Source organism: Pseudogemmobacter sonorensis, assembly GCF_042762395.1.
In the GTDB taxonomy this organism is placed as follows: domain Bacteria; phylum Pseudomonadota; class Alphaproteobacteria; order Rhodobacterales; family Rhodobacteraceae; genus Pseudogemmobacter; species Pseudogemmobacter sonorensis.
In genome coordinates this window covers 65,694-88,660 of record NZ_JBEFZE010000014.1, presented here as the reverse complement: position 1 = coordinate 88,660, position 22,967 = coordinate 65,694, and the positions used below count along the sequence as shown (strand labels likewise).

Genomic DNA, 22,967 nt, shown 5'->3' with positions numbered 1-22,967 from the left:
ATATCGAGATGTGCTATAACCCGAAGCGCAAGCATGCGAGAAATGGGATGCTGTCACCCGCCGAGTTCGAACGGCAGCAGATGATGAGACGCGAAGGCGTCTAAGAAACTCGGTGCTATTCACTCTGACATCCGCATGGATGCCGACTGACATAGGCTGAGAGTTCCGCTGCGGCGGAGAGATGTCCCCCGAGGGGACGGGGGTTCGGGTGAGACCGTCAAGACTCTTGTCCGCATCGCATTGAGCGACAGCGAAGACGCGAGTTAGCTTGGCCGCCCGACCTTCCGATCCCTGCTTGTGGCGATCCTGATATCGACCACAAAAAGAAGCGTGAGCCGCTCGGGGTGATGTCGATGATCCGTTCATGGCGTGTCCTCCGGCTTGGCGGCAGGAATCCATGGAAGACGGACAGAGCAGGATGGTTCTTTCGCTGCTTGTTGCGAACGCGCACGATCATTGGCAAGATGATTGTGGGTGGCACTGGGCGCGTGCTTCACACCCACAGAAACAGTTAAAGAAGATTCTCAAGATCCGAGTATTCACACAGCCTCGACCCTTAGGTTCAGGGCCCATTGATTGTAGTTTTGTGACGTGGTTCAGAGGGGTTCATGAGGCCCTTCTGATGAGCAATCTATTCTGGCTGGCAGACGCACAGATGGCGCGGCTTAAGCCATTCTTCCCAAGAGCCATGGCCGTCCACGCGTCGATGATCGTCGCGTTCTGAGCAGCATAATCTTCATCAATCGCAATGGGTTGCGCTGGTGCGATGCCCCTCGCGAGTATGGCCCGCCCAAGACGCTCTACAATCGATGTAAGCGCTGGAGCCAGATGGAGGTGTTCACCCGAATGATGCACGGCCTGGCGTCCGAGGCTGCCGACGAAAAGACCATCATGATCGATGCGACCTATCTGAAAGCGCACCGGACGGCCTCCAGCCTGCGGGTGAAAACGGGGGACGTGGCCGGCTGATCGGCCGCACGAAAGGCGGTATGAACACCAAGCTTCACGCCGTTGCCGATGCCCAGGGCCGCCCGATCAGCCTGTTTGTCACAGCCGGGCAAGTCAGCGACTACAGCGGAGCCGCCGCTTTGCTGCGCAGCTTTCCAAAGGCAGAGTGGATGCTGGCGGATCGGGGCTACGATGCCGATCGGTTCAGAGATGCGTTGAAAGACAAGGGCATAAACGCCTGCATCCCGGGCCGGAAAACCCGCAAGAAGACAGTTCGATACGACAAACGCCGCTACAAACGTCGAAACCGCATCGAGATCATGTCCGGAAGGCTCAAGGATTGGAGGCGCGTGGCCACACGCTGCGACAGATGTCCCATCGTCTTCCTCTCAGCCATAGCACTCGCCGCAACCGTCCTCTTCCGGCTTCGATGGTTAATGACCCTGGAGCCTAGCCCCCTGCCCCGAGCCCCCTGCGGCAAAGAGGTTTTGTTAATAGATTTCCGGCAGACTGATCCCCGGAATCGAAGGAACCCGCCATTGTCCCTCTCCGTGCCGCTGATCGCCGATCCAGACAGAACGCGCCGCGATCTGCTGATGCGGAAACGCGCGACCTTGGGCGGGGCGCGCGTCCTGGGCGTCGCGCCCCTGGGCGAGGCGCGGACGCTTCACGACCCTGCCCGGCAGGCCGCCGTCGGCCCGACCAGCGCGCCCGCCACAGCCGATCCGCCCAGCCGGATCGCCATCGCGGCGAAACTGCATGAACTCCAGGCCTTCCGCCAGGCGCTCGGCAAGACCGAAATCATGGTCTACGGCGCGGTCCGGCTCAATCTTCCGGTGATTCGCTACCTGGCCGCGCAAACCGGCCGGGGACAGGATCCGGCCCCGCTCGTCCTTGCGCTTGTGGCCGGGATGTCGCTGTGGTCCGCGCCGCCGACGGCGCGAGGCCAGGGCGCTGCCGATCCCGGTGGATCGGGAATGAGAAAAAACGCCCCCCCCCCGGGCCGCCCCTCCTGGAAGCATCGCCCGCAGAAGGGCGGAGGCCCGAGCCGCCTGGCCGAAACCTTCGGTCGGCGCCTTCGCGGCCCGGCGAATCCGGCGGGGCCGGATTGATCCTTCTCGGCGCCTCGACCGGCGGCATCGCCGCGCTGGAGACCGTGCTGGCGGTCTTCCCACCCGATTGTCCGCCGACGATGATCGTCCAGCACATCCGGGACGGTTTTGCCGAAAGCATGATCCGGCGCTTCCATCAGGACCTGGCCCCCCGGGTCGAGGCCGCGCGGGACGGCCAGGCCCTGCAACGTGGCACGATCCTGATCGCGCGGGACGGCGCGCATCACCTTGCGCTGTCTCACGGGGTCGGCGGACTGCGCGCCCGCCTGCTGCCAGGCGATCCGGTTTCGGGCCATCGTCCCTCGGCCGACATCCTGTTCCAGCATGGCGCCGCCGTCGCCGGGCGGATCACGATCCGCGCGGCGCTTCTGACCGGGATGGGGGTGAACGGGGCCGAGGGCCTTGCCGCCCTACGTGCCGCGGGCGCCCATGCCATCGCCCAGGACCAGGCCAATTCCGTCACCTGGGGGATGCCGCCCGCCGTGGTCGAGCGCGGCGCGGCGGTCGAGGTCCTGCCCGTGGATCGGATCGGGCGCGCGCTGCTGGCCGGGACGGATGCGGGCGTCACCCCCGCAAGGCGGGGCCCGCCATGACCGCCGCGACCACCATCCATGTCGTCCAGGGCAAATGCGCGATCTCGGACCGGCCCGGCACAGTGCTGACCACCATTCTCGGCTCTTGCGTCTCGGTCTGCATCTACGATCCGGCCGGGGGTCTGGGCGGCGGGTGTGTCGGGAGGATGAACCATTTCCTGTTGTCCGGGGCCGAGGGCCGACCCCAGGACACCCGCCACACCGCCGGAGAGATCACCGCCGCCGCCCGCGACGTCTCCGCGCGCGCCGAAACCCAGGCCGCCACGCTGGAGCAATCCGCCGCCGCGCAGAACCAGTTGACGGAAAGCGCGCGCTCCACCGCAGAGGGCGCGCGCGCCGCCGAAGCCGCCAGCCGCGACAATCACGCCATCGCCGACAAGGGTGCCTCGGTCGTGGTCGAGGCCGTTGAGGCGATGAAACGGATCGGCCAATCCTCGACCCAGATCAGCCGCATCATCGGAGTGATCGACGACATCGCATTCCAGACCAACCTTCTGGCCCTGAACGCCGGGGGCGAGGTCGTGCGCGACGCAGAGGCGGGGCGCGGCTTTGCCGTCGTGGCCTCCGAGGTGCGCGCCCCGGCCAAGCGGTCGGCCGAGGCCGTGCGCACGATCCAGGGCCTGATCAACCGCAGCGGCGAACAGACCGCCCAGGCCGTGAACCTGGTCGGCGCCCCCCATGTCGCCCTGGGCAAAATCGTCGAGGGTTCCGGCGAGATCAACATGACGGTGATCGAATCGGCCGCCTCGGCGCGAGGCCCGGGCGCTGTCGACCCCGGAAACCAACACCGCGATCCGCTATCTCGACGTGATGACCCAACAGAACGCCGCCATTACCAATACCACCACCAGTTCCCTCACCGCCGAAGCCCGGGACCTGATCGGCCTTGTCCAGCGGTTCTCGGGCCTGGCCGGTGATCCGGCGCTGGAGGGCTCCGTGAGCATGGGGATGGTTGCGCAAACGCAGCAGATCGCGAACGGGGCGGAGCGGCACGGGCTGAACTGACATCCATGCAGGAGAGCCCCGCGGGGGCCATCCGCCCGGGCCGCAATCGCAAGCCCGCACCGCCCGGCGAAGGCCGCAACCCGAAGCCGAGCCATCCGGCAAAGCCCGGACGCATAGACAAGACCGGACATTGCCCCGCGATCCGTCGCGATGGGGCCAAGGATCGGGAGGCGCGCGGATGGCCTGTAAGCCGGATTCTGTCCGGGGGCGAGATGCCCCCTGGATGACCATTCCTCTCGCCCCGCCCTTGCGGACGGGATCAAGCTGCCAACCCGGGCCTCTCGGGCTGAAGCATCCCTGCGGCGGTCTCCCTTGCGGGACCGGACCCGCGCGAGGCCCCTATTCGGCATTGCTCCGGGCGGGGCTTGCCTTGCCGGTCCTGTTGCCAGTCCCGCGGTGGGCTCTTACCCCACCGTTTCACCATCACCATGCGGACGCATGGCTGTCTTTTCTCTGTGGCGCTTTCCCTCGGGTTGCCCCGGCCGGGCATTACCCGGCGCCCTTGCTTCATGGAGTCCGGACTTTCCTCGCGGGGCCCGGGGCCCCCCGCGGTCATCCAGCCATCCGCGCGACCCGCCGCTTAGGCCCCCGCACCGGCGCCGTCAACGGACAATCGCGCGACCTCGGCCATCCGGCCCAGGTCGGCCGCCGAGCAGGGCCCCTCGGCCCAGGGGCGAAAGCGCAGGCGGAAGGCGCGCAGCAGAGCCTCTTCCGGCAGGTCGGGATCATAGCCCACAAGGGTCGCAAGCGCGCGGAACCGGGCGGGATCGACCAGGCGGGGCGCCCCGACCGTCCGGGGCTCGCCGATCTCCGGCCAGATCGACAGCCCGCCAAGCGCCAGCCGCCGCCAGTCGAACCGCGCGCCCGGGTCGGATTTGCGCAGGGGCGCGATGTCGGAATGCGCGATCACCCCGTGCCGAGGGATCGACCAGCGCCGCATCACCCCGCGCAGCAGATCCTCCAGCGCGCGCATCTGCGGCTCGGGAAAGGGATGGTCGCCGCGATTGGCAAGCTCGATCCCGATGGAATGGCTGTTCACATCGGTCAGCCCGCGCCAATGGCCCGCGCCCGCATGCCAGGCCCGGGCCTCTTCGGGGACCAGCGCCTCGGCCTCGCCGGTTTCAGAGATCAGCCAATGCGCTGAAACCTCGGCCTGGGCATCGCAAAGCCGGGCGCGGGCGGCGGCGCAGCTTGCCATGGCCGTGTAGTGCAGAACCACCAGCGAGGGCCGCACGCCCCCGCGCCGCGCGCCGAAATTCGGCGAGGGAAAGCTCACTGCAAGGCGGCGCGGAAGGGGCGCGGATCCCAGCCGCAGGCAAAGCCGTCGCCATCGGGGTCAAGGCCCTGCCGGTCCCGCTCAGGCCCGCCGCGCGCCATGAAATCCTGCTGCGCCAGATCGGGCGAGGCATATTTCGCGCAGGCCACATTGGGATCCTTCCGCCCGAGGCCGGAGCGCGAATACATCTGCGTGCCGGGGTCATGGGTGGTCGCCAGCGCGAAGGCCACGATATTCGGGCCGGTGTCGCCGGGGCGCTGCGGCAGGTCCCTGGGCTGGACCACCACATATTGGCTGCGGTTGCGGGCGATGCGGTCGGCGTCGCTTTCGATCGACTCGCGCGACGCGACGGCGTCGAAATCGTTTTCGTCCGAGATGCGCGGGTTGGAATGGACCAGCTCGCCCGTCTGTTCCTGGATCCCGGCCGGGGCATTGCCGCGCGGGCGGTTGTCGGAACTGACGGGCGGCAGCGGCCCAGGGACAGAGGTGGCGCCGGATCCGGTGTTGCCGTCCAGCGCGGCCGAGACCGCCGCCACGTCGAACCCGCCCGGGGCCGCGACCGGCGCGGGGGTGGAGACCGTCGCGGGCGCCACGGCCGTGGTCTGGGCGCCGCGGATGTAGGAATTGTAATCCTGGAAGCCGACTCCCGCCCCGGAATCGGGCACCCTGGGGGCGCAGGCCAGCAGCACCACCGGGACGATCAGCGCGGGAAATATGCGGGTCTTCATCACTGCCTCACGAAATACACGCGCCGGATGCCTCGCCCCCGGGGAATGGTCGACCCGGGGCGCGACGACCGAAGCCCGACGTCGATCATTGCTTTAGGCCGGAGCGCAGGGGCCGGGCGCATTTTTCCGGCAGCCTTACCACCATTTCGACGGTTTGGCCACAAATCCCGCCGCGCGCTCCAGCACATGGGCGTGATTGAGAAGCCCGGCCTCGTCCCAGGGCCGCCCGATCAGTTGCAGGCCAAGCGGCAGCCCCTTGGCATCCAGCCCGACCGGGACCGAGATCCCGGGCAGCCCGGCCAGGTTCACCGTCACCGTGAACACGTCGTTGAGATACATCTCCACCGGATCGGCCGAGGCCATCGCCCCCAGGCCGAAGGCCGAAGACGGCGTGGCCGGGGTCAGGATCGCATCGACCCCCTCGGCGAAGACGGTCTCGAAATCGCGCTTGATCAGGGCGCGGACCTTGCGGGCGCGGTTGTAATAGGCGTCGTAGAACCCGGCCGAGAGCACATAGGTCCCGATCATCACCCGGCGCTGCACCTCGGCGCCGAAGCCTTCGGCACGGGTCTTTTCATACATCTCGGTGATGCCGTCCCCGGCCGCGAGCTTCGCGCGGTGGCCGTAGCGCACCCCGTCGTAGCGCGCGAGATTGGACGAGGCCTCGGCCGGGGCGATGACATAATAGGCGGGCAGCGCATATTTCGTATGCGGCAGGCTGATGTCGCGAATCTCGGCCCCCGCATCGCGCAGCATCTCGATGCCCCGTTGCCAGAGCGCGTCGATCTCGGCCGGGATGCCGTCCAGGCGGTATTCCTTCGGGATGCCGATCACCTTGCCGCGGATGTCGCCGGTCAATGCCGCCTCGAAATCCGGCACGGCAATGTCGGCGCTGGTCGAATCCTTCGGGTCGTGCCCGGCCATGGCCTGCAGGAAGATCGCGGCATCGCGCACGGTCTTGGTCATCGGCCCGGCCTGGTCGAGCGAGGAGGCGAAGGCGACGATGCCCCAGCGCGAGACCCGGCCATAGGTCGGCTTGATGCCGACGATGCCGGTGAAGGCGGCGGGCTGGCGGATCGAGCCGCCGGTGTCGGTTCCGGTCGCGGCAAGGCACAGATCCGCCGCCACCGCCGCCGCCGAGCCGCCCGAGGACCCCCCCGGCGTCAGCGCCACCTCCGAGCCTTCGGCCCGCCACGGGTTCACCGCATTGCCGTAGGTCGAGGTCTCGTTGCTGCTGCCCATGGCGAATTCGTCCATGTTCAGCTTGCCCAGCATCACCGCGCCCGCCTCGAAAAGCCTCGCCGTGACGGTGGATTCGTATTCCGGCCGGAACCCGTGCAGGATGGCCGAAGCCGCCTGGGTCGGCACGCCCTTGGTGCAGAAAAGATCCTTTATCCCCAACGGTATGCCGCATAAAGACGGCGCATCCCCCGCCTCGATCCGCCGATCCGCCGCCCGGGCCTGGTCCAGCGCGATCTCGGGCGTCTTGTGGACGAAGGCGCCCAGGGCGTCGCCCGCGTCGATCGCGGTCAGGCAGGACATGGTCAGGTCCAGGGCCGAGATTTCGCCCTTGCGCAGCGCTGCGCGCGCGGTCTCGATGGTCCAGGTATTCGCGCTCATTCCACCACCTTCGGCACGGCGAAGAAGCCCTCGCGGGCTTCGGGGGCATTCTTCAGCACCTGGGCCTGGAGATCGCCGTCGGTCACCACATCGGCGCGCCGCTTGAGCCGCATCGGCGTGACCGAGACCATCGGCTCGACCCCGGTCACATCCACCTCGCCCAACTGCTCCATGAAGGTCAGGATGCCGGACAATTCGCGCGCCAGATCGGGCAGCGCCGCTTCCTCGACGCGGATGCGGGCGAGCTTCGCCACCTTCCGCGCCGTTTCTGTGTCGATGGACATGGGTGGGCTTCCCCCTGGTCGGTCCTTGGTGCTTGCGCGCCCCGTTTAGCCCCGCGACCCGCGCCGCGCAAGGTAAGCGACGCCGCCGGGCCCCGGGAAAGGCGACGGAAGACCGCAGGACGGCGCGGCAGAAAACGCATTGCCCCCGGGCAGCGTTCCGGCTTAACCTCGGACCCGATCCGTATCCGGGCCGAGCCGTAAAGGGTGTCGTCAGGTTGAAGCAGGACATCGAGTTTCCGATCCCCGGCCCCTCCTCCTCGACCGAGGAGCATCTCGGCTTCAAGTTTCGCGTCGTGGCGAACCAATTCAACCAGTTCGTCACGCGCCGGATGCAGTCGGCGGGCCTTACGCCGCCGGAATGGGCGGCGCTTCGTCTGATCGCCGAGGTGCAGCGGCTGCATCCCAGCCAGCTCGCGCTCGCGATGGCCACCACCCGGGGCGCGAGTTCGCGGCTGGTGGAAAAGCTGGTCGACCGCGGCTTCGTTTCGCGCATCTCGATCCCGGGGGACCGGCGGACCCATCTGCTTACCCTGACCGAGGCGGGCCAGCGGATCTCGGACCGGGTCGCCGGGCTGGGGCTTGAATGCGACGTGGAATTCTTCGCCCCCCTGGGCGCAGAGGAACGCGGCCAGCTTCTCGACCTTCTCGGGCGGCTGAGCCTGTTTCACCGCGAGGCCGCGCCGCAACCGCTTCCCCGGCCGCAAGAGGCCACGAACGGCCGTTGGCCGACACCCGCCGCCCCGGCCTGAACGCGGATCGGGCCACAGGCGAACCCCGGAGAAGGCGCACGGGAGCGGGAAACTCTCAGCGCCGCGCCGCGAAGAAGTCGCGCAACAGGACCTCCGCCGCTCCTGCCCCGATCCCGTCATAGACCTCGGGCGCGTGATGGCACTGCGGATGCGAAAACACCCGCGCCCCCACCGCCACGCCGCCCGATTTCGGATCCGCCGCGCCATAGTAAAGCCGCCGGATCCGCGCCGCCGAGATCGCCGCCGCGCACATCGGGCAGGGCTCCAGCGTGACATGCAGGTCGTGGCCGGGCAGCCGCTCGACCCCCGCGGCTAGACAGGCCGCGCGGATCGCCAGCACCTCGGCATGCGCGGTGGGATCGCACAGCTCACGGGTGCGGTTCCCGGCGCGGGCCACCACCTCGCCATCGGGCGAGACCACCACGGCGCCCACCGGAACCTCGCCGCGCAGGCCCGCGGCGCGCGCCTCTTCCAGCGCGGCCTCCATGAAGGATCTGAACGGCAATTGCCCCTTCCTCTCGACTGAAATACGCTTGGGGCCCGGGCGCAGACCGCCCGGACGATTTCCCACCTCGCGCAAAGGTTTCCCGTGATGGCCGACAAATCAACCCCCGCCGGCCCGACCCCCGCCAAAACCGCGCCCGCCGGCGAGCGGATCGCCAAGGTGCTGTCGCGGCGCGGCGTCGCCTCGCGGCGCGAGGCCGAGCGGCTGATCGAGGCGGGCGAGGTCACCGTGAACGGCCGCGTGATCGACAGCCCGGCGCTGAACGTGACCGGAGCCGACCGCATCACGGTTTCCGGCAAGGCGCTGCCCGACGAGGCGCCCGCGCGGCTGTGGCTTTACTACAAGCCCGAGGGGCTGGTGACCTCGGCCTCGGACGAGAAGGGCCGCGACACCGTTTTCGATCATCTGCCCGAAGACATGCCGCGCGTGATGTCGGTCGGGCGGCTGGACCTCAATTCCGAGGGGCTGCTGCTTCTGACCAACGATGGCGCGCTCAAGCGCAGGCTGGAACTGCCCTCGACCGGCTGGCTGCGCAAATACCGCGTGCGCGTGAACGGCGCGCCCGACGACGTGAAGCTTCAGCCCCTGCGCGACGGCATCACCGTCGAGGGCGAACATTTCCAGCCGATGCAGGTCACGCTCGACCGCCAGCAGGGCGCGAATGCCTGGCTGACCGTCGGCCTGCGCGAGGGCCGCAACCGCGAGATCCGCCGCGCGATGAACGCGGTCGGGCTTTATGTGAACCGGCTGATCCGGGTCTCATACGGGCCGTTCCGGCTGGGCGAATTGCAGCCGGGCCAGGTCGAGGAGGTCCGCCCCCGCGTCCTGCGCGACCAGTTGGGCGAGGATCCGCGCGAGGCGGCCCCCACGACCGAGACCGCCAGACGCCCGGGGCGGGCGCCCGTCGGGAGGGGCGCGAAGCCCGGCGCCAAACCCACGGCGAAACCCGGGAGCGGATCGGACAGGCGCCAGCCGAGCCAGGTTCAGCCGGGCGGCAGCAAGCCGGACGGGGGGAAAGCGCGCGCGGGCGGGCCGGGAAAGGCCGCCGCCGCGACCGGCAAGGCCACAGCCACCAGAACGCCCGCGCTGCCCCGCCCCCTGAAACCCGGCGAGGGGCTGCGCAGCCTGTCCGCCGCCTGGAAAACCGCCGTGACCCCGCGCCTTTCGCCCCAGGACGGACCGGAACCCGCCGCCCGGCCCGGAAAGGCCAAGCCCGCCGCCAAAACCGGCACCAGACCTGCGGCCAAACCCGCCGGATCGAGGGTCGCGGGCACCACGCGCAAGGGCGCGGCCAGCCCGAAGGCCGAACCGAAAACCGCAGCCGCACGGAAGGAGGCCCCCGACCGGACCGGCGACCGGACTGGCGGCAAACCCGCCGCGGCCGCCCCCAGGACCGGCAAGCCCGTCGGCGAGCGATCCGGCCCGGGCGCGAAACCCGTCTCCGGCGCAAGATCCGGGACGGTCGAAAGATCCGGGACGGGCGGCAAGGCCCCGGCCTCGGCAACGACCCCGCGCAAGGCGGGAGTCGCGCCGAAAGGCCGTGGCCCCGCCACCACGCGCCCAGGACCGGGCCCGAAACCCGGCCCGAAACCCGGCGGGGGCCGCCCGAGGGGCTGAAAAGGGGGGAACAATCCCGCGCATTCCCCCCGCGCGCGGCCTCTGCGCGCTGGTGCGGCGCAACGCCATCCGCTAGGATCGCCGCGACGACGGCGCAGACCGCGCCGACATAGCCCGGAAATTCCGAATGTCCGAAACAGGCCTGCGAACGCTCTCGATCTTCCTTCTGGTCGCCCTTGTCCTTTATGTTGCCGGTTCGGGAGGGGTGTAATGGCGGCCCAGCGTTTTTCCGGCCGCTACAGCCCACAGGGCAGCCCCTCGGACAAGAGCCCGCTCGCCCCGCCGCCCGCGGGCAGTCCCAGGCCGCGCGGGCGCTGGCGCACGACGCTTTTGTTCCTGTCGGCCTTCGCCTTCCTGTTCCCGGCCTTCGGCGACGCCCCCGGCGCCATGCTCCTGGGGCTGATCGCGGGCGGGCTTCTGATCCTGTCGGCCTGGCTGACGCGCGAGGGGCTGACCGCCCGCACCGCCTGGGAGGCGCGCAGGATCGCCCGCCGCCCCGCCCTGCCCCGCATCCTTCTGGGCGCCGCGGTCACCGGGCTTGCGCTGTTCACCGGCGGCGTGATCGCGCATGGGCTGTCGCTTTATCCGCTGTTCTACGCCCTGGCCGGGGCGGCGCTGCATCTGGGGGCCTTCGGGCTCGACCCGATGCGCGACAAGGGGATGGAGGGGGTGGACCGCTTCCAGACCGATCGCGTCGCCCGCGCCGTGGCCGAGGCCGAGGCCACGCTGGCCCAGATGAAGGATGCGATCCTGCGCGCCAGGGATCGCGGGCTGGAACAGAGGGTGGAGCGTTTCGCCGCCTCGGCCCGGGCGCTGTTCCGCCAGGTCGAATCCGATCCGGGCGACCTGACGGCGGCGCGGCGCTATCTGTCGGTCTATCTTGAGGGCGCGCGCGACGCGACGGTGAAATTCGCCGATCTCTGGGCGCAGAACCGCGACGCCCAGGCCCGCGCGGAATATGAAAGCCTGCTCTCGGACCTGGAAACCACCTTCGCCGACCGCACGAAACGGCTTCTGGAAGGCGGGCGCACCGATCTCGACATCGAGATCGGCGTGCTGCGCGACCGGCTGAAATACGAAACCCCGAAGTCCGGCGCGCCTTCGTGACCGCCGAAACCCTGCCCCATCGCAAAGCGTGAGATCCGCATATGACCAGTGAAACCATCCGCGAAGAAGCCGAAGCCCTGCTGAGCGAGGTCGAGAAGGTCTCGGCCGTCCTGCTGCCCGAGCCGGGCACCGAACTGGTGCCGCTTGAGGCCGCCGATCCCGGCAAGGCCGCCCAGATCGAAAAGCGCATGACCGAGCTTGACCTCGGCAATACCCAGTCGATCATCTCCTTCGGTTCCTCGGCCCAGGCCGAATTGCAGGTCATCAGCCAGGAGATGCTGCAGGACGTCAAGAACAAGGACGTAGGCCCGGCAGGGGACAGCCTGCGCAAGATGGTCACCTCGATCCGCGGCTTTTCCACCGACGAGCTGGACCTGCGCCGCGAACGCTCGTGGTGGGAGAAGCTGACCGGCAAGGCCGCGCCCTTCGCCAATTTCGTGGCGAAATACGAAACCGTCCAGAGCCAGATCGACGTGGTCACCAAAGAGCTTCTGGGCCATGAGACCAAGCTGCTGAAGGACATCAAATCGCTTGACGTGCTTTATGCCAAGACGCTGGATTTCTACGACGAACTGGCGCTTTACATCGTCGCGGGCGAGGAAAAGCTGAAAGAGGCCGACACCGTCACCATCCCCGCCAAGGAGGCCGAGGTCCAGGCCGCGCCGGAAAACGACCAGGTGATCAAGGCGCAGGAATTGCGCGACCTGCGCGCCGCGCGCGACGATCTGGAACGCCGTGTCCATGACCTGAAGCTGACCCGCCAGGTCACCATGCAGTCGCTGCCCTCGATCCGGCTGGTGCAGGAAAACGACAAGAGCCTGGTGACCAAGATCAACTCGACCCTGGTGAACACCGTGCCGCTGTGGGAGACCCAGCTTGCCCAGGCCGTCACCATCCAGCGATCGAAAGAGGCCGCCGAATCGATCCGCGCCGCCAATGACCTGACGAACGAGTTGCTGTCCTCGAACGCGAAGAACCTGCAGGAGGCCAACCGCACCGTCCGCCAGGAGATGGAGCGCGGCGTCTTCGACATCGAGACGGTGAAACAGGCCAATGCCACGCTGATCGCCACCATCAACGAAAGCCTCGCCATCGCCGACGAGGGCAAGGCCCGCCGCGCCGCCGCCGAGGAGGAGCTCAAGAAGATGGAGACCGAATTGCGCGACACGCTCGCCGCCGCCAAGGCGCGCGAACTCGGCTCGGTCCAGCCGCAGGCATGATCCCCCGGGCACAGCGCCTGAACCGCCTTCTCCCCGCCGCCCTCGTGGCGGCGGGGCTTTCGGCCTGCGTGGTCGAGCCCGCCACCTCGCCCCGGCCGCAGCCCGCGCCGGTCCGTCCCGCCCCCTCGCCCGAAACCGCGCCCGAAACCGCCAAGAGCGCCGCCGCCCGGCTCTATTTCGCCGAGGTGCAGCGGGTGCTGCTGTCGCAGGGGCTTTTGCGCACCGACACCGGCGCCCGCGACGCCCCCTTCGGCCAGCGCCAACTGACCGAGAATTTCATCCGCATCGCGCTTTACGACGAATATTCCCGCAGCGCGGGCGCCTTCACCCGGGGCGAGACGCCCTCGATCCTGCGCAAATGGGTGGCGCCGGTGCGGATGCAGATCCATTTCGGCGCCTCGGTCCCCGAGGCCCGCCGCGCCACCGACCGGGCAAGGATCTCGTCCTATCTGGCACGGCTTTCCGGCGTCACCGGCCATCCGATGAGCGTGGTGGAAAGCGGCGGGAACTTCTCGCTCTACATCGTATCCGAGGATGAGCGCGAGGCGCTGGCGCCGCAGTTGCGCGCCGACATGCCGGGGCTGAGCGCCAAGGACATCCACGACGTCACCGCCATGCCGCGCACCACCTATTGCCTGGTCTATGCGCTGTCGAAGGGCAGCAGCGGGGTCTATGCGCGCGCGGTCGCTGTGGTCCGCGCCGAACATCCCGACCTTCTGCGCCAGTCCTGTTTCCATGAGGAAATCGCCCAGGGGCTGGGCCTGCCGAACGACTATCCGCGCGCCCGGCCCTCGATCTTCAACGATGACGAGGAATTCGCGCTGCTGACGCCGATGGACGAGATGATGCTGAAAATGCTCTACGATCCGTCGCTGCGCCCCGGCATGGCCGAGGCCGAGGCCCGGCCCATCGTGGAATCCCTTGCCCGCCGCCTTCTGGGCGGCGATACATGACCCTGCCGCGCGCCCTACAAGCGGGCGCGCGGCCAAGCCATTACCAGGAGAGCCGCCATGGTCTTCGATTTCCTCAAAGGTGAATTCATCGACGTCATCTCCTGGCTCGATGATTCGCACGACACGATGGTCTGGCGCTTCGAGCGCCGGGGCCAGGCGATCAAATACGGTGCGAAACTGACCGTGCGCGAAGGCCAGGCCGCCGTCTTCGTCCATGAGGGGCAGTTGGCGGATGTGTTCGGCCCCGGTCTCTACATGCTCGAGACCAACAACATGCCGATCATGACCACGCTTCAGCATTGGGACCACGGCTTTCAGTCGCCCTTCCAGTCCGAGGTCTATTTCGTCGACACCACCCGCTTCACCGACCAGAAATGGGGCACCCGCAACCCGATCATGGCCCGCGACCCGGAATTCGGGCCGGTCAGGATCCGCGCCTTCGGCAGCTATGTGATGCGGGTGACCGAGCCGGGCCTGTTCATGACCGAGATCGTCGGCACCAATGGCGAATTCACCACCGACGGCGTGTCGAACCAGATCCGCAACATGATCGTCCAGGCCGCCAGCCAGGCGCTGGCCGGATCCGGGATCCCGGTTCTGGACATGGCGGCGAACACCCAGGACCTGGGGAAGGTGATCGCGGGCGCCATCGCGCCCAAGGTCGCCGAATATGGGCTGTCGATCCCGGAATTCTACATCGAGAACATCAGCCTGCCCGAAGAGGTGGAAAAGGCGCTCGACAAGCGCACCTCGATGGGGGTGGTGGGCGATCTGCAGAAATACATGCAGTTCAACGCCGCCGAGGCGATGGGGAACCCGGCCAGCGGCGCGGGTTCGGCCATGGCGACCGGCGCGGGGATGGCGATGGGGATGGGGATGGCCCAGAACTTGGGGGCCCAAAACGCCGGCCCCTGGGGCACGATGCCCGCCGCCGCCGCGCCGCAGGCTCCGCCGCCGCCGCCGCCCGCCGGGGTGCAATGGCATCTGGCCGAGAACGGCGCCACCCGCGGCCCGTTCTCGGAAAGCGAACTGGCAGCAATGGCGCTTTCGGGGGCGCTGACGCGCGCCAGCCTGGTGTGGTCGGCGGGGATGGAGGGCTGGAAGCCCGCGGCCGAGACCGCGCTTTCCAGGATCTTCCTTCAGGTCCCCCCGCCTCCGCCCGCGCCCTGAGATGCAGGGGGGCGCCCGCCCCCATTCAAGCCCCCCTCCCAGCCACCTGATCCGAGCCCGCCCCGCAAGATGTGCGCCAAGAAGGTAAATCGCTGGCCCTGCGCGCAATGTGGTGCGCAGATGCGCTTTCTGCCGGGCCAGACCGAACTGGTCTGCGCCCATTGCGGCCATGTCCAGACCATCAGCGCGGCCGATTCCGAGCATCGCCAGGCCGCTCTGCGCGAGCATGACCTGGCCCAGGGGCTGCGCGACGACCTTCCGGGCGAGGCGATGGAGGTCGTCCGCACCACCCGCTGCACCGGCTGCGGCGCGCTGATCGAGCTGGAGGGCGCGCGCCATGCCACCGAATGCCCGTTCTGCGCGACGCCCGTGGTCACCGACACCGGCGCCACGCGGCAGATCAAGCCCCAGGCGCTGGTGCCCTTCGCCTATAGCGAGAAACAGGCGCGCGAAGCGCTGACGAAATGGCTGGGCTCGCTGTGGTTCGCGCCCTCGAAACTGCTGGAATACACCCGCAAGAACCGGGCGATGACCGGGGTCTATGTGCCGTTCTGGACCTTCGACGCCGAGACCCGCTCGGCCTATAGCGGGCAGCGGGGCGATGCCTATTACGTCACCCGCACGGTCACGGTGAACGGCAAGCAGCAGACCCGGCAGGAGCGCAAGATCCGCTGGACCTCGGTCCGGGGGCGGGTCGCGCGCGGCTTCGACGATGTGCTGATCCTTGCCTCGCTCAGCCTGCCGCAGCGGCTTGGTCGGGCGCTGACGAAATGGGACCTGTCGCGGCTGGAGCCCTATTCCGCCGATTACCTCGCCGGTTTCACCGCCGAGGGCTATACGGTGGGCCTTGCGGACGGCAATGCCCAGGCCAGACAGGAAATGGCGGCGGTGATCGCCCAGGACGTGCGCCGCGACATCGGCGGCGACGAGCAACGCATCGCCTCGATCGACACCGATTATTCGGACGAGACCTTCAAGCATATCCTGCTGCCGGTCTGGATGGCGGCCTATCGCTATGGCGGCAAAAGCTATCGCTTCCTGGTCAATGCCCAGACCGGCGAGGTCCGGGGCGAGCGGCCCTGGTCGGTCTGGAAGATCACCTTCGCCGCGATCGGCGTGGCGATCCTGGTGGCGGGCGGGCTCTACATCGCCAATGAGGGCGGGGCCTTCGACGATGTGGACGGCCTGGACTACTGGATCGACTGATCCGGGCGCAAACGCCCCGGGCGACCCGGTTGACACCGCCCCCCGCCGCGCCCAGAACATCCCCCATTCCAGACCCGAGGCCCCCATGCCCATCGACCTGACCCGCAGCCTGCCCCATGCCCGCATCCCCGAACTGCCCGATCCCTATTTCGGCAAGGTCCGCGACTGTTACGACCTGCCGCCCTCGGCGGACTGGCCCGAGGGGCGGCGGATCCTGATCTCCTCCGACCGGATCTCGGCCTTCGACCGCATCCTGGCGGCGATCCCGTGGAAGGGCCAGGTGCTGACCCAGACCGCGCGCTGGTGGTTCGACCAGACCGCCGCGATCTGCCCCAACCATGTCACCGCCTATCCCGACCCCAATGTGGTGATCGGGCGGCGCCTGCGGATCCTGCCGGTCGAGGTGGTGGTGCGCGGCTATCTCGCCGGCACCACCTCGACCTCGATCCTGCCGCGCTACAAGGCGGGCGAGCGCGAGATCTACGGCCACCGCCTGCCCGAGGGGCTGCGCGACAACGAGGCGCTGCCGCAAGCCATCATCACCCCCACCTCGAAAGCCTTCGACGGCGGCCATGACGAGCCGCTGACCGAGGCCGAGATCATCGCGCGGGGCCTTCTGACCCGGGCGCAATGGCAGGAGGTGTCGGAAAAGGCGCTGGCGCTGTTCGACTTCGGCCAGAAGAAGGCCGCCGGACGCGGGCTGATCCTGGTCGACACCAAATACGAATTCGGGCTGGATACGGCGGGGAACATCCTGCTCGCCGATGAGATCCACACCCCCGATTCCAGCCGCTACTGGATCGCCGAGGGCTATCAGGAGGCGCTTGAGACCGGCGCCCGCCCGCCCAGTTTCGACAAGGACGTGATCCGCTCCTGGGTGGTGGCGCGCTGCGATCCCTACAAGGATGAGGTGCCCGAGATCCCGGCCGAGATGATCGCCCGCACCTCGGCGGTCTATATCGACGCCTTCGAGACGATCACCGGCCAGCGTTTCGTCCCCGACATGACGGGCGAGACGCCGCTGGCGCGGATCCGCGCCAATCTGGCGCCCTATTTCGCCTGAGGCTGGGGTCGGCCGATGATCCTTTGCGCGGGCGAGGCGCTGATCGACATGCTGCCCCGGGTCTCTGACGCCGGAGAGCGGTGCTTCGCCCCCCTGCCCGGCGGCGCGGTCTTCAACACCGCCGTCGCGCTTGGCCGCCTTGGCCTGCCGGTCGGGCTGTTCGCCGGTGTCTCGACCGATCTGATGGGAGAGATCCTGGCGGAACGGCTGGCCGCCTCGGGGGTCGAGACGCGCTATCTTGCGCGCTCCTCGCGCCCGACGACGCTTGCCTTCGTGGAACTTCGGGACGGCCAGCCCCGCTATGCCTTCTACGACGAGGGCAGCGCCGGGCGCATGCTTGCCGCCGCCGACCTGCCCGATCTGCCGCCCGCCGATCCGTCCGGCGGAACCGATGCGCTGTTTTTCGGTGGCATCTCGCTGGTCGGCGCGCCGGGGGCCGAAACCTTCAAGGCGCTTTTCCTGCACGAATCCGACCGGCGCGTGGTGATGGTCGATCCCAATATCCGCCCCGGCTTCATCGGCGCCGAAGAGGCCCGCTACCGCGCCCGGATCGCCCGCATGATCGCGGGCGCCGATATCGTGAAACTGTCGGATGAGGATCTGGCCTGGCTCGAAGGCCCCGGCGCCCCCGTGGATCTGGGGCGCGCGATCCTGGCGCGCGGGCCCGCGCTGGTCCTCGTCACCGAAGGCGCGCGCGGCGCCACCGCGATCACCCGGCACCATGCGCGGCGGATCGAGGCCCACCCGACCCGCATCGCCGATACCGTGGGCGCGGGCGACACCTTCAACGCGGGCGTCCTGGCCGCGCTGTGCCGCGAGGGCGCGCTGAGAAAACCTCTCCTGCGCGATCCCCCGCCCGAATTGCTGGACCGCTGCCTGGCCCTGGGTGTGCGGGCCGCCGCCGTCACCGTCTCGCGCCCCGGCGCCGACCCGCCCTGGGCGCATGAGCTGTGAGGGCGGTCGTCCAGCGAGTCTGTGACGCCGAAGTCGCCGTCTCGGGACGGGTCGTCGGCCGCTGCGGGCGCGGGCTTCTGGTGCTGGTCTGCGCCATGCAGGGCGATGACGAGGCCACCGCCGCGCGGCTGGCCGCCAAGATCGCGAAACTGCGCATCTTCCGCGACGCCGGGGACCGGATGAACCTGTCCGTCCGCGACATCGGCGGCGCGGCGCTGGTGGTCAGCCAGTTCACCCTTGCCGCCGACCTGCGCGGCAACAGGCCCGGCTTTTCCACCGCCGCCGCGCCCGAGACCGGCAAAAGGCTTTACGAACATTTCGCCGCCGCCCTGGCCGCCGAAGGCGTGCCGGTCGAGACCGGCATCTTCGGCGCCGACATGAAGGTCGGCCTGACCAACGACGGGCCGGTCACGATCTGGATCGACACCGCGACGTCGTGACCGCCCCCACTCAGTTGAACGGGTTGGAGGCCTTCGTGCTTTGCTGCGTGATCACATCGCCGCACTCCAGCAGCGCCTCGATCGAGGCGCGCGAACCCGCCAGCGAGTAATCCTGCACCGCACCGCCGCTGGAATTGCGCAGGAACAGGCGGTTGCCCTGCGCCACCTCAAGGATGAACCGCCCGCCATCGTCGCTGTCGGGCAGGGTGAACAGCACCGAATTGCGATACAGTTCGGCATTGGTCAGGTTCCAGATCGGTTTCCTGTCGATCTGCAATTGCAGGTCCGAGCTTCCGCTGTCGCCGAAATCCCATTGCGGCGAATGGAACTGAAGCTGGACCGAGCCGTCCTGGAAGGTCCAGAGCGAGAAGCTGCTCGCGCCATTGTCGACCTTGGCCTGGCAGCCCAGGCCGCCATCATCCCAGGCGACGATCTCGACCTGCCATTGCTTGGAGCTGAACACGACCTCGGATTGCCAGGCCAGCGCGGGCAGGGCAAAGGCCGCCGCCGCAAGGGCGCCCGCACAAAGCCGCCGAAGAACCGTCTGCGGGAAAATCCATTGAGAAATCATCTGCCGCGCCCCTCTGCCGCGCCTTTTCCGTCGCCCTTCACTTTGGGGCGGAAGCCGCGATCAGGCAAATGAAAATTCCGGTCATCCGGCCGAAGAGAGGGGCGCCCCGGCCCGGCCGCGCGCCCTCAGTCCGCCCATTCCCAGGGGCCGGTGAAGCCGCCCAGAACCGCCTGCACCGCCTCTTGCGGCGCCGAACCGGCCGGGGCGATCCGCGCCACCAGCCCGCGCTTCTTGTCCTCGACCACGCTTTCGACATGCAGCGCAAGCCCGGCCTCGGCCAAGGCCTTGTCATAGACCCGGGCGATCGCCAGCCGCCGCAGGTCGGGCTTGAACACCTTGCCCACGGCGGTTTTGGGCAGTTCGGTCAGGATCTCGACATGTTTGGGCTGAGCCGCGCGCTCCGAGATATGGCCTTCGCAATAGGCGGAAAGCTCGTCCGCGGTGACGGTCGCGCCCGCCACCAGCTCGACATAGACGCAGGGCAATTCGCCGGCATGGGCGTCCGGCTGGCCGATCGCGCCGACCACCGCCACCGCCGGATGGCCGTTCAGCGCCTCTTCGATCACGGCCGGGTCGATGTTGTGGCCGCCCCGGATGATCAGATCCTTGGCCCGCCCGGTGATCCACAGATAGCCGTCGGCGTCGATCCGCCCCAGATCCCCGGTGCGCAGGAAGCGGCCTTCGGCGAAGAGATCGCGGTTCTTGTCGACCTCGGTATAGGTCGAGCCCTCATAGACGCCGGGATTGGCGACGCAGATCTCGCCCACCTCGTCAGTGGCGGCCTCGGTGAAGCCGCCATTGCCGTCGCGGTTGAGGATCCTGACATGGGTATAGGGGAAGGGCAGCCCGACCGAGCCGATCTTCTTACGGCCCTCGGGCGGGTTCACGGCGACCAGGCAGGTGGCCTCGGTCAGGCCGTAGCCCTCGCATATCTCGACCCCGGTCGCGGCCTTGAAGCGGTTGTAAAGCTCCACCGGCAGCGGGGCCGAGCCGGAAAAACCGTTGCGCAGGGTCGAGATATCGGCATTCACCGGCCGCTGCATCAGCGCGGCCAGCGCGGTCGGCACGGTGACCAGATAGGTGGCGCGGTAGCGTTCGACCAGTTTCCACAGATTGTCGAACACCCCTTCGCCCCGGTATCCGGCCGGCGTCGGCAAGACCACATGCGCCCCCGAGGCGATGGTGGACATGAAGATCGGATAGGCCGCGAAGACATGGAACAGCGGCAGCGGGCACATGATCACATCGGTTTCGCGAAACAGCAGGCTCGCCCCCAGCCAGCCGTTGTAGACCATGCCCGAGACCTTGTGCTGCGCGACCTTGGGCATGCCGGTGGTGCCGCCGGTGTGGAAATAGGCCGCGACGCGGTCCGCGGGCGGATCGTCGAAGGTCAGGGCCCCGGCGGGATGCGCCGCGATGGCCTGGCGGAAGGACAGCACGTCGGCATGATGCGCGATCGGGTTCTTCGGGCGCAGCAGCGGCACGATCAGCCGCTTCACCCCGGTCAGGTAGTTCAGCAGATCCACCTCGACCACCGCCTTGACCGTGGGGGCGTGGCGCACCGCCTCGGCCACCTTCTGGGCGATGTCGGTCTTGGGAAAGGCGCGCAGGGTGACCACGACCTTCGCCCCGGTCTCGCGCAGGATGGACGAGATCTGCTCGGGCTCCAGCAGGGGGTTGATCGGATTGACGATCCCCGCGACCGAACCCGCGACCAGCGTCACCGCCGTCTCTAGCGTGTTGGGCAGCACATAGGCGACCACATCCGAAGGCCCGACGCCAAGCGCGCGGAACAGGTTCGCGGCCTGGGTGACCTGGGCGTGGAACTGGTTCCAACTGAGCGTGACCTTCGCCGCGTCGGGATCCGAGAAAAGCTGGTAGCTGATCGCCGGGCGCGTGCCATGGGCGGTCTGCGCGCGGGTCAGGAAATCATACATCGTGCGGGCGGTGTCGCGATCCTGCCAGCGCGCTTCGGCCTCGATGGCCCTCAGATCGTCTTTCGTCGCGAAAACCCGGCGGGGGGCGCCCCCCGCATCCGCTGTCGTCACTGCCATGTTCTTCCTCCCCTTCGCGCAGGCATCCCTTCCCCTCCGGGATGCATCCGGGCCCTCCGGGATGCGCCCGAAGCCCCCCGGGATGCGTCAGGGCAATTCTGGGGCCGGGGCGCGGCATTTCCAACCGTTTTCCACCGCCGGAAACGCAACGTCAAAGTCGGGATCGTCAGAGCCGGGCCGCGATTTCGTCCAGCCGGGCAGCCAGCAGCGCGGGCGCGGCGAAAAACGGCGAATGGCCGCAGGGCAGCTCGAACCGGTTCGCCTGCGGCACGGTCAGGGCCATGCGGGCCTGATCCTCGGGCGGGATCGCGCGGTCATCGGTGCAGCGCAGGTAGAAGCGCGGCAGGTCCTGCGAGCGCGGGGTCAGCGCCAGCGCGGTTTCCTGCGGCGCGATCGGCTCGGCGCAGAGGTGGCGGGCGGCCAGTTCCAGATCCTCGGGCGGGCAATCGTGATAGAACAGCTCGCGGATCTGCGCCGGATCGAAGCCGTAGCTAGCCGTGGCGCGGTCGACGCGGATCGCGGGCGGCAGGGGTTGCAGGCGCTGTTCGCGGCGCAGGCTGCCGACCGAACTGCCGTCGCGCGGCGCATAGGCGCAAAGATAGACCAGCGCGCGGATGCGGGCGGGGTCGATCTCGGCGGCGGCGGTGATCGGCAGGCCCGCGGCGGAATGGCCCAGCACCACCGCCGGGCCGGGCAGCGCCGCAAGGATCGCCCCGGCCTGATCGGCCAGGCTGGTCGCGGCCCCGCCCCGCCCGGGCAGGTCGATGGCGCGGGCGTCATGGCCAAGCGCCCTCAGCGCCGGGATCACCCGGTGCCAGCACCAGGCGCCATGGCCCGATCCATGGATCAGCAGGATATCAGCCATGCCCGATCCCCGTCAGGAAAGCGTCGAGGATCGCGGCATATTCGGCGGGTTTCTCGGCCATGGGGATATGGCCCGCGCCTCGGATCAGGCGGAAATCGTGGCCGGGGATCAGCCTGGCGGTCTCGCGCACCAGATCGGCGGGGGTGGAGCCGTCGTTGCCACCCGCGATGAACAGCGCGGGCAGGCGCAGGCTTGCGGTGGTCTCGTAGAAATCCGTCCCGGCGATGGCGGCGGCGGCGCCCGCCCAGCCCTGGGCATCGGTGGCGAGGAAGGCCCGCGACAGGCCCGGCAACGCGGGGTTGAGCCGCCAGTTCCGGCCCAGCCAGCGCTCCATATTGGCGTCGTGGATCGCGGCCAGGCCACTTTCGCGCACGCTGTCGATCCGCGCCTGCCATTGCGCGGCGGTGCCGATCCGCGCCGCCGTGTTCGACAGCACGACGCCACGCACCAGATCCAGCCGCTTGACCGCCAGACCCTGCGCCACCAGCCCGCCGATGGACAGGCCCAGGACGACCGTCTCGCGCAGCCCGGCATGTTCGATCAGCCTTTCGGCATCGCGCACGAGCTGCCCCATCGCGTAAGGCCCCGGCGGCACGCCGCTTTCGCCATGGCCGCGCAGGTCGAACCGCAGGATGCGGTGGCGCGGCAGCAGCGCCGCCACCTCGTCCCAGAGCCGCAGGTTGAGGCCGAGCGCATGGATCAGCACCAGCCCCGGCCCCTTCGCGGGGCCGGAGAGTTCGGCATTCAGCCGCAGGTCGGGAAGGAAGATCGGAGCCATCCGCCGATTTCGCCCCGACCGACCGCCCGCGTCAAGGCCCCGGCTGCGGGGTCCGGCCGGAGGCTCAGGTCGGGGGACGCTCAATGGTCGGGGCCCGATATCCGGGAAATCGCGCCACAGGCGGAACGCCCGCTCCGGCGGCGCCCGGC

21 protein-coding genes, 1 other RNA gene and 1 pseudogene are annotated in these 22,967 nt (G+C 68.7%); 13 read left to right on the top strand and 10 right to left on the bottom strand.

Annotation, left to right across the window (positions count from 1 at the left end):
* Positions 1-622 precede the first annotated feature (622 nt).
* The 3 genes and pseudogenes from ABNX41_RS12055 to ABNX41_RS12045 all read left to right on the top strand — a co-directional run.
* A pseudogene (locus ABNX41_RS12055) lies at positions 623-1,376 on the top strand (IS5 family transposase); the annotation flags it as partial.
* A 680-nt stretch (positions 1,377-2,056) separates the two neighbouring features.
* A complete protein-coding gene (locus ABNX41_RS12050; RefSeq protein WP_438669975.1) occupies positions 2,057-2,653 on the top strand; it encodes a CheB methylesterase domain-containing protein in 597 nt (198 codons plus the stop codon).
* On the top strand, positions 2,650-3,570 hold the full coding sequence (locus ABNX41_RS12045) for a methyl-accepting chemotaxis protein (RefSeq protein WP_438669974.1): 921 nt from the start codon (positions 2,650-2,652) through the stop codon (positions 3,568-3,570). The genes ABNX41_RS12050 and ABNX41_RS12045 overlap by 4 nt, the downstream gene beginning before the upstream one ends.
* 258 nt (positions 3,571-3,828) lie before the next feature.
* On the opposite strand, the gene rnpB is transcribed toward ABNX41_RS12045, so the two are convergent.
* The 5 genes from rnpB to gatC form a co-directional block, all read right to left on the bottom strand.
* An RNA gene (rnpB, locus tag ABNX41_RS12040) (RNase P RNA component class A) lies at positions 3,829-4,226 on the bottom strand.
* A 12-nt stretch (positions 4,227-4,238) separates the two neighbouring features.
* Positions 4,239-4,934 carry an N-acetylmuramoyl-L-alanine amidase gene (locus ABNX41_RS12035; RefSeq protein ID WP_438669973.1) on the bottom strand — a complete coding sequence of 232 codons (696 nt, stop codon included), beginning with the start codon at positions 4,932-4,934 and terminating at the stop codon, positions 4,239-4,241.
* Positions 4,931-5,662: a hypothetical protein gene (locus ABNX41_RS12030; RefSeq protein ID WP_438669972.1), complete on the bottom strand. Its 732-nt coding sequence runs from the start codon at positions 5,660-5,662 to the stop codon at positions 4,931-4,933. The genes ABNX41_RS12035 and ABNX41_RS12030 overlap by 4 nt, the downstream gene beginning before the upstream one ends.
* Positions 5,663-5,797: 135 nt before the next feature.
* The gene (gene gatA / locus ABNX41_RS12025; RefSeq protein ID WP_438669971.1) at positions 5,798-7,282 is read right to left on the bottom strand and encodes an Asp-tRNA(Asn)/Glu-tRNA(Gln) amidotransferase subunit GatA; all 1,485 of its coding nucleotides are present in this window, start codon (positions 7,280-7,282) and stop codon (positions 5,798-5,800) included.
* The gene (gene gatC / locus ABNX41_RS12020) at positions 7,279-7,566 is read right to left on the bottom strand and encodes an Asp-tRNA(Asn)/Glu-tRNA(Gln) amidotransferase subunit GatC (RefSeq protein ID WP_438669970.1); all 288 of its coding nucleotides are present in this window, start codon (positions 7,564-7,566) and stop codon (positions 7,279-7,281) included. The genes gatA and gatC overlap by 4 nt, the downstream gene beginning before the upstream one ends.
* 215 nt (positions 7,567-7,781) lie before the next feature.
* On the opposite strand from gatC, the gene ABNX41_RS12015 reads away from it, so the two are divergent.
* Complete coding sequence (locus ABNX41_RS12015; RefSeq protein ID WP_438669969.1) at positions 7,782-8,315, top strand: MarR family winged helix-turn-helix transcriptional regulator; 534 nt, start codon at positions 7,782-7,784, stop codon at positions 8,313-8,315.
* Between the two features lie 55 nt (positions 8,316-8,370).
* Here ABNX41_RS12015 and ABNX41_RS12010 read toward each other — a convergent pair whose 3' ends face one another.
* Positions 8,371-8,820 (bottom strand): nucleoside deaminase, encoded by a 450-nt coding sequence (locus tag ABNX41_RS12010; RefSeq protein WP_438669968.1) that lies wholly within the window; start codon positions 8,818-8,820, stop codon positions 8,371-8,373.
* An 87-nt stretch (positions 8,821-8,907) separates the two neighbouring features.
* Between ABNX41_RS12010 and ABNX41_RS12005 the strand changes: the two genes are divergently transcribed.
* The 9 genes from ABNX41_RS12005 to dtd all read left to right on the top strand — a co-directional run bounded on the left by ABNX41_RS12005 (position 8,908) and on the right by dtd (position 18,550).
* The gene (locus ABNX41_RS12005) at positions 8,908-10,437 is read left to right on the top strand and encodes a pseudouridine synthase (protein WP_438669967.1); all 1,530 of its coding nucleotides are present in this window, start codon (positions 8,908-8,910) and stop codon (positions 10,435-10,437) included.
* 210 nt (positions 10,438-10,647) lie between these two features.
* Entirely contained in the window at positions 10,648-11,544 is an 897-nt protein-coding gene (locus ABNX41_RS12000; protein ID WP_438669966.1) for a 5-bromo-4-chloroindolyl phosphate hydrolysis family protein, read from the top strand.
* A 41-nt stretch (positions 11,545-11,585) separates the two neighbouring features.
* Positions 11,586-12,764, top strand: coding sequence for a toxic anion resistance protein (locus ABNX41_RS11995; RefSeq protein WP_438669965.1), 1,179 nt, complete (start codon positions 11,586-11,588; stop codon positions 12,762-12,764).
* Positions 12,764-13,717: a DUF2927 domain-containing protein gene (locus tag ABNX41_RS11990; RefSeq protein ID WP_438669979.1), complete on the top strand. Its 954-nt coding sequence runs from the start codon at positions 12,764-12,766 to the stop codon at positions 13,715-13,717. Before ABNX41_RS11995 ends, ABNX41_RS11990 begins: the two co-directional genes overlap by 1 nt.
* Before the next feature lie 57 nt (positions 13,718-13,774).
* Entirely contained in the window at positions 13,775-14,887 is a 1,113-nt protein-coding gene (locus tag ABNX41_RS11985; RefSeq protein ID WP_438669964.1) for an SPFH domain-containing protein, read from the top strand.
* A 120-nt stretch (positions 14,888-15,007) separates the two neighbouring features.
* Complete coding sequence (locus ABNX41_RS11980) at positions 15,008-16,093, top strand: TFIIB-type zinc ribbon-containing protein (RefSeq protein ID WP_438669963.1); 1,086 nt, start codon at positions 15,008-15,010, stop codon at positions 16,091-16,093.
* 85 nt (positions 16,094-16,178) lie between these two features.
* The gene (locus ABNX41_RS11975; protein ID WP_438669962.1) at positions 16,179-17,156 is read left to right on the top strand and encodes a phosphoribosylaminoimidazolesuccinocarboxamide synthase; all 978 of its coding nucleotides are present in this window, start codon (positions 16,179-16,181) and stop codon (positions 17,154-17,156) included.
* Between the two features lie 15 nt (positions 17,157-17,171).
* Positions 17,172-18,110, top strand: coding sequence for a carbohydrate kinase family protein (locus ABNX41_RS11970; protein WP_438669961.1), 939 nt, complete (start codon positions 17,172-17,174; stop codon positions 18,108-18,110).
* Positions 18,107-18,550, top strand: a complete 444-nt coding sequence (dtd, locus tag ABNX41_RS11965; RefSeq protein ID WP_438669960.1) for a D-aminoacyl-tRNA deacylase — start codon at positions 18,107-18,109, stop codon at positions 18,548-18,550. Before ABNX41_RS11970 ends, dtd begins: the two co-directional genes overlap by 4 nt.
* 10 nt (positions 18,551-18,560) lie before the next feature.
* Here dtd and ABNX41_RS11960 read toward each other — a convergent pair whose 3' ends face one another.
* From ABNX41_RS11960 to ABNX41_RS11945, 4 genes are all read right to left on the bottom strand, one after another.
* A complete protein-coding gene (locus ABNX41_RS11960; RefSeq protein WP_438669959.1) occupies positions 18,561-19,121 on the bottom strand; it encodes a hypothetical protein in 561 nt (186 codons plus the stop codon).
* Positions 19,122-19,246: 125 nt separating this feature from the next.
* Positions 19,247-21,175 carry an acyl-CoA synthetase gene (locus tag ABNX41_RS11955; RefSeq protein WP_438669958.1) on the bottom strand — a complete coding sequence of 643 codons (1,929 nt, stop codon included), beginning with the start codon at positions 21,173-21,175 and terminating at the stop codon, positions 19,247-19,249.
* A 166-nt stretch (positions 21,176-21,341) separates the two neighbouring features.
* On the bottom strand, positions 21,342-22,040 hold the full coding sequence (locus tag ABNX41_RS11950; protein ID WP_438669957.1) for an alpha/beta fold hydrolase: 699 nt from the start codon (positions 22,038-22,040) through the stop codon (positions 21,342-21,344).
* Entirely contained in the window at positions 22,033-22,818 is a 786-nt protein-coding gene (locus tag ABNX41_RS11945) for an alpha/beta fold hydrolase (RefSeq protein ID WP_438669956.1), read from the bottom strand. The genes ABNX41_RS11950 and ABNX41_RS11945 overlap by 8 nt, the downstream gene beginning before the upstream one ends.
* Positions 22,819-22,967: the final 149 nt, after the last annotated feature.

Bases quoted from the DNA above. Each gene is read 5' to 3' on its own strand.
- ABNX41_RS12045 (WP_438669974.1), top strand. From the start codon at position 2,650: ATGACCGCCGCGACCACCATCCATGTCGTCCAGGGCAAATGCGCGATC.
- ABNX41_RS12030 (WP_438669972.1), bottom strand. From the start codon at position 5,662: ATGAAGACCCGCATATTTCCCGCGCTGATCGTCCCGGTGGTGCTGCTG.
- gatA (WP_438669971.1), bottom strand. From the start codon at position 7,282: ATGAGCGCGAATACCTGGACCATCGAGACCGCGCGCGCAGCGCTGCGC.
- gatC (WP_438669970.1), bottom strand. From the start codon at position 7,566: ATGTCCATCGACACAGAAACGGCGCGGAAGGTGGCGAAGCTCGCCCGC.
- ABNX41_RS12005 (WP_438669967.1), top strand. From the start codon at position 8,908: ATGGCCGACAAATCAACCCCCGCCGGCCCGACCCCCGCCAAAACCGCG.
- ABNX41_RS12000 (WP_438669966.1), top strand. From the start codon at position 10,648: ATGGCGGCCCAGCGTTTTTCCGGCCGCTACAGCCCACAGGGCAGCCCC.
- ABNX41_RS11995 (WP_438669965.1), top strand. From the start codon at position 11,586: ATGACCAGTGAAACCATCCGCGAAGAAGCCGAAGCCCTGCTGAGCGAG.
- ABNX41_RS11985 (WP_438669964.1), top strand. From the start codon at position 13,775: ATGGTCTTCGATTTCCTCAAAGGTGAATTCATCGACGTCATCTCCTGG.
- ABNX41_RS11980 (WP_438669963.1), top strand. From the start codon at position 15,008: ATGCGCTTTCTGCCGGGCCAGACCGAACTGGTCTGCGCCCATTGCGGC.
- ABNX41_RS11975 (WP_438669962.1), top strand. From the start codon at position 16,179: ATGCCCATCGACCTGACCCGCAGCCTGCCCCATGCCCGCATCCCCGAA.
- ABNX41_RS11970 (WP_438669961.1), top strand. From the start codon at position 17,172: ATGATCCTTTGCGCGGGCGAGGCGCTGATCGACATGCTGCCCCGGGTC.
- ABNX41_RS11960 (WP_438669959.1), bottom strand. From the start codon at position 19,121: ATGATTTCTCAATGGATTTTCCCGCAGACGGTTCTTCGGCGGCTTTGT.
- ABNX41_RS11955 (WP_438669958.1), bottom strand. From the start codon at position 21,175: ATGGCAGTGACGACAGCGGATGCGGGGGGCGCCCCCCGCCGGGTTTTC.
- ABNX41_RS11950 (WP_438669957.1), bottom strand. From the start codon at position 22,040: ATGGCTGATATCCTGCTGATCCATGGATCGGGCCATGGCGCCTGGTGC.
- ABNX41_RS11945 (WP_438669956.1), bottom strand. From the start codon at position 22,818: ATGGCTCCGATCTTCCTTCCCGACCTGCGGCTGAATGCCGAACTCTCC.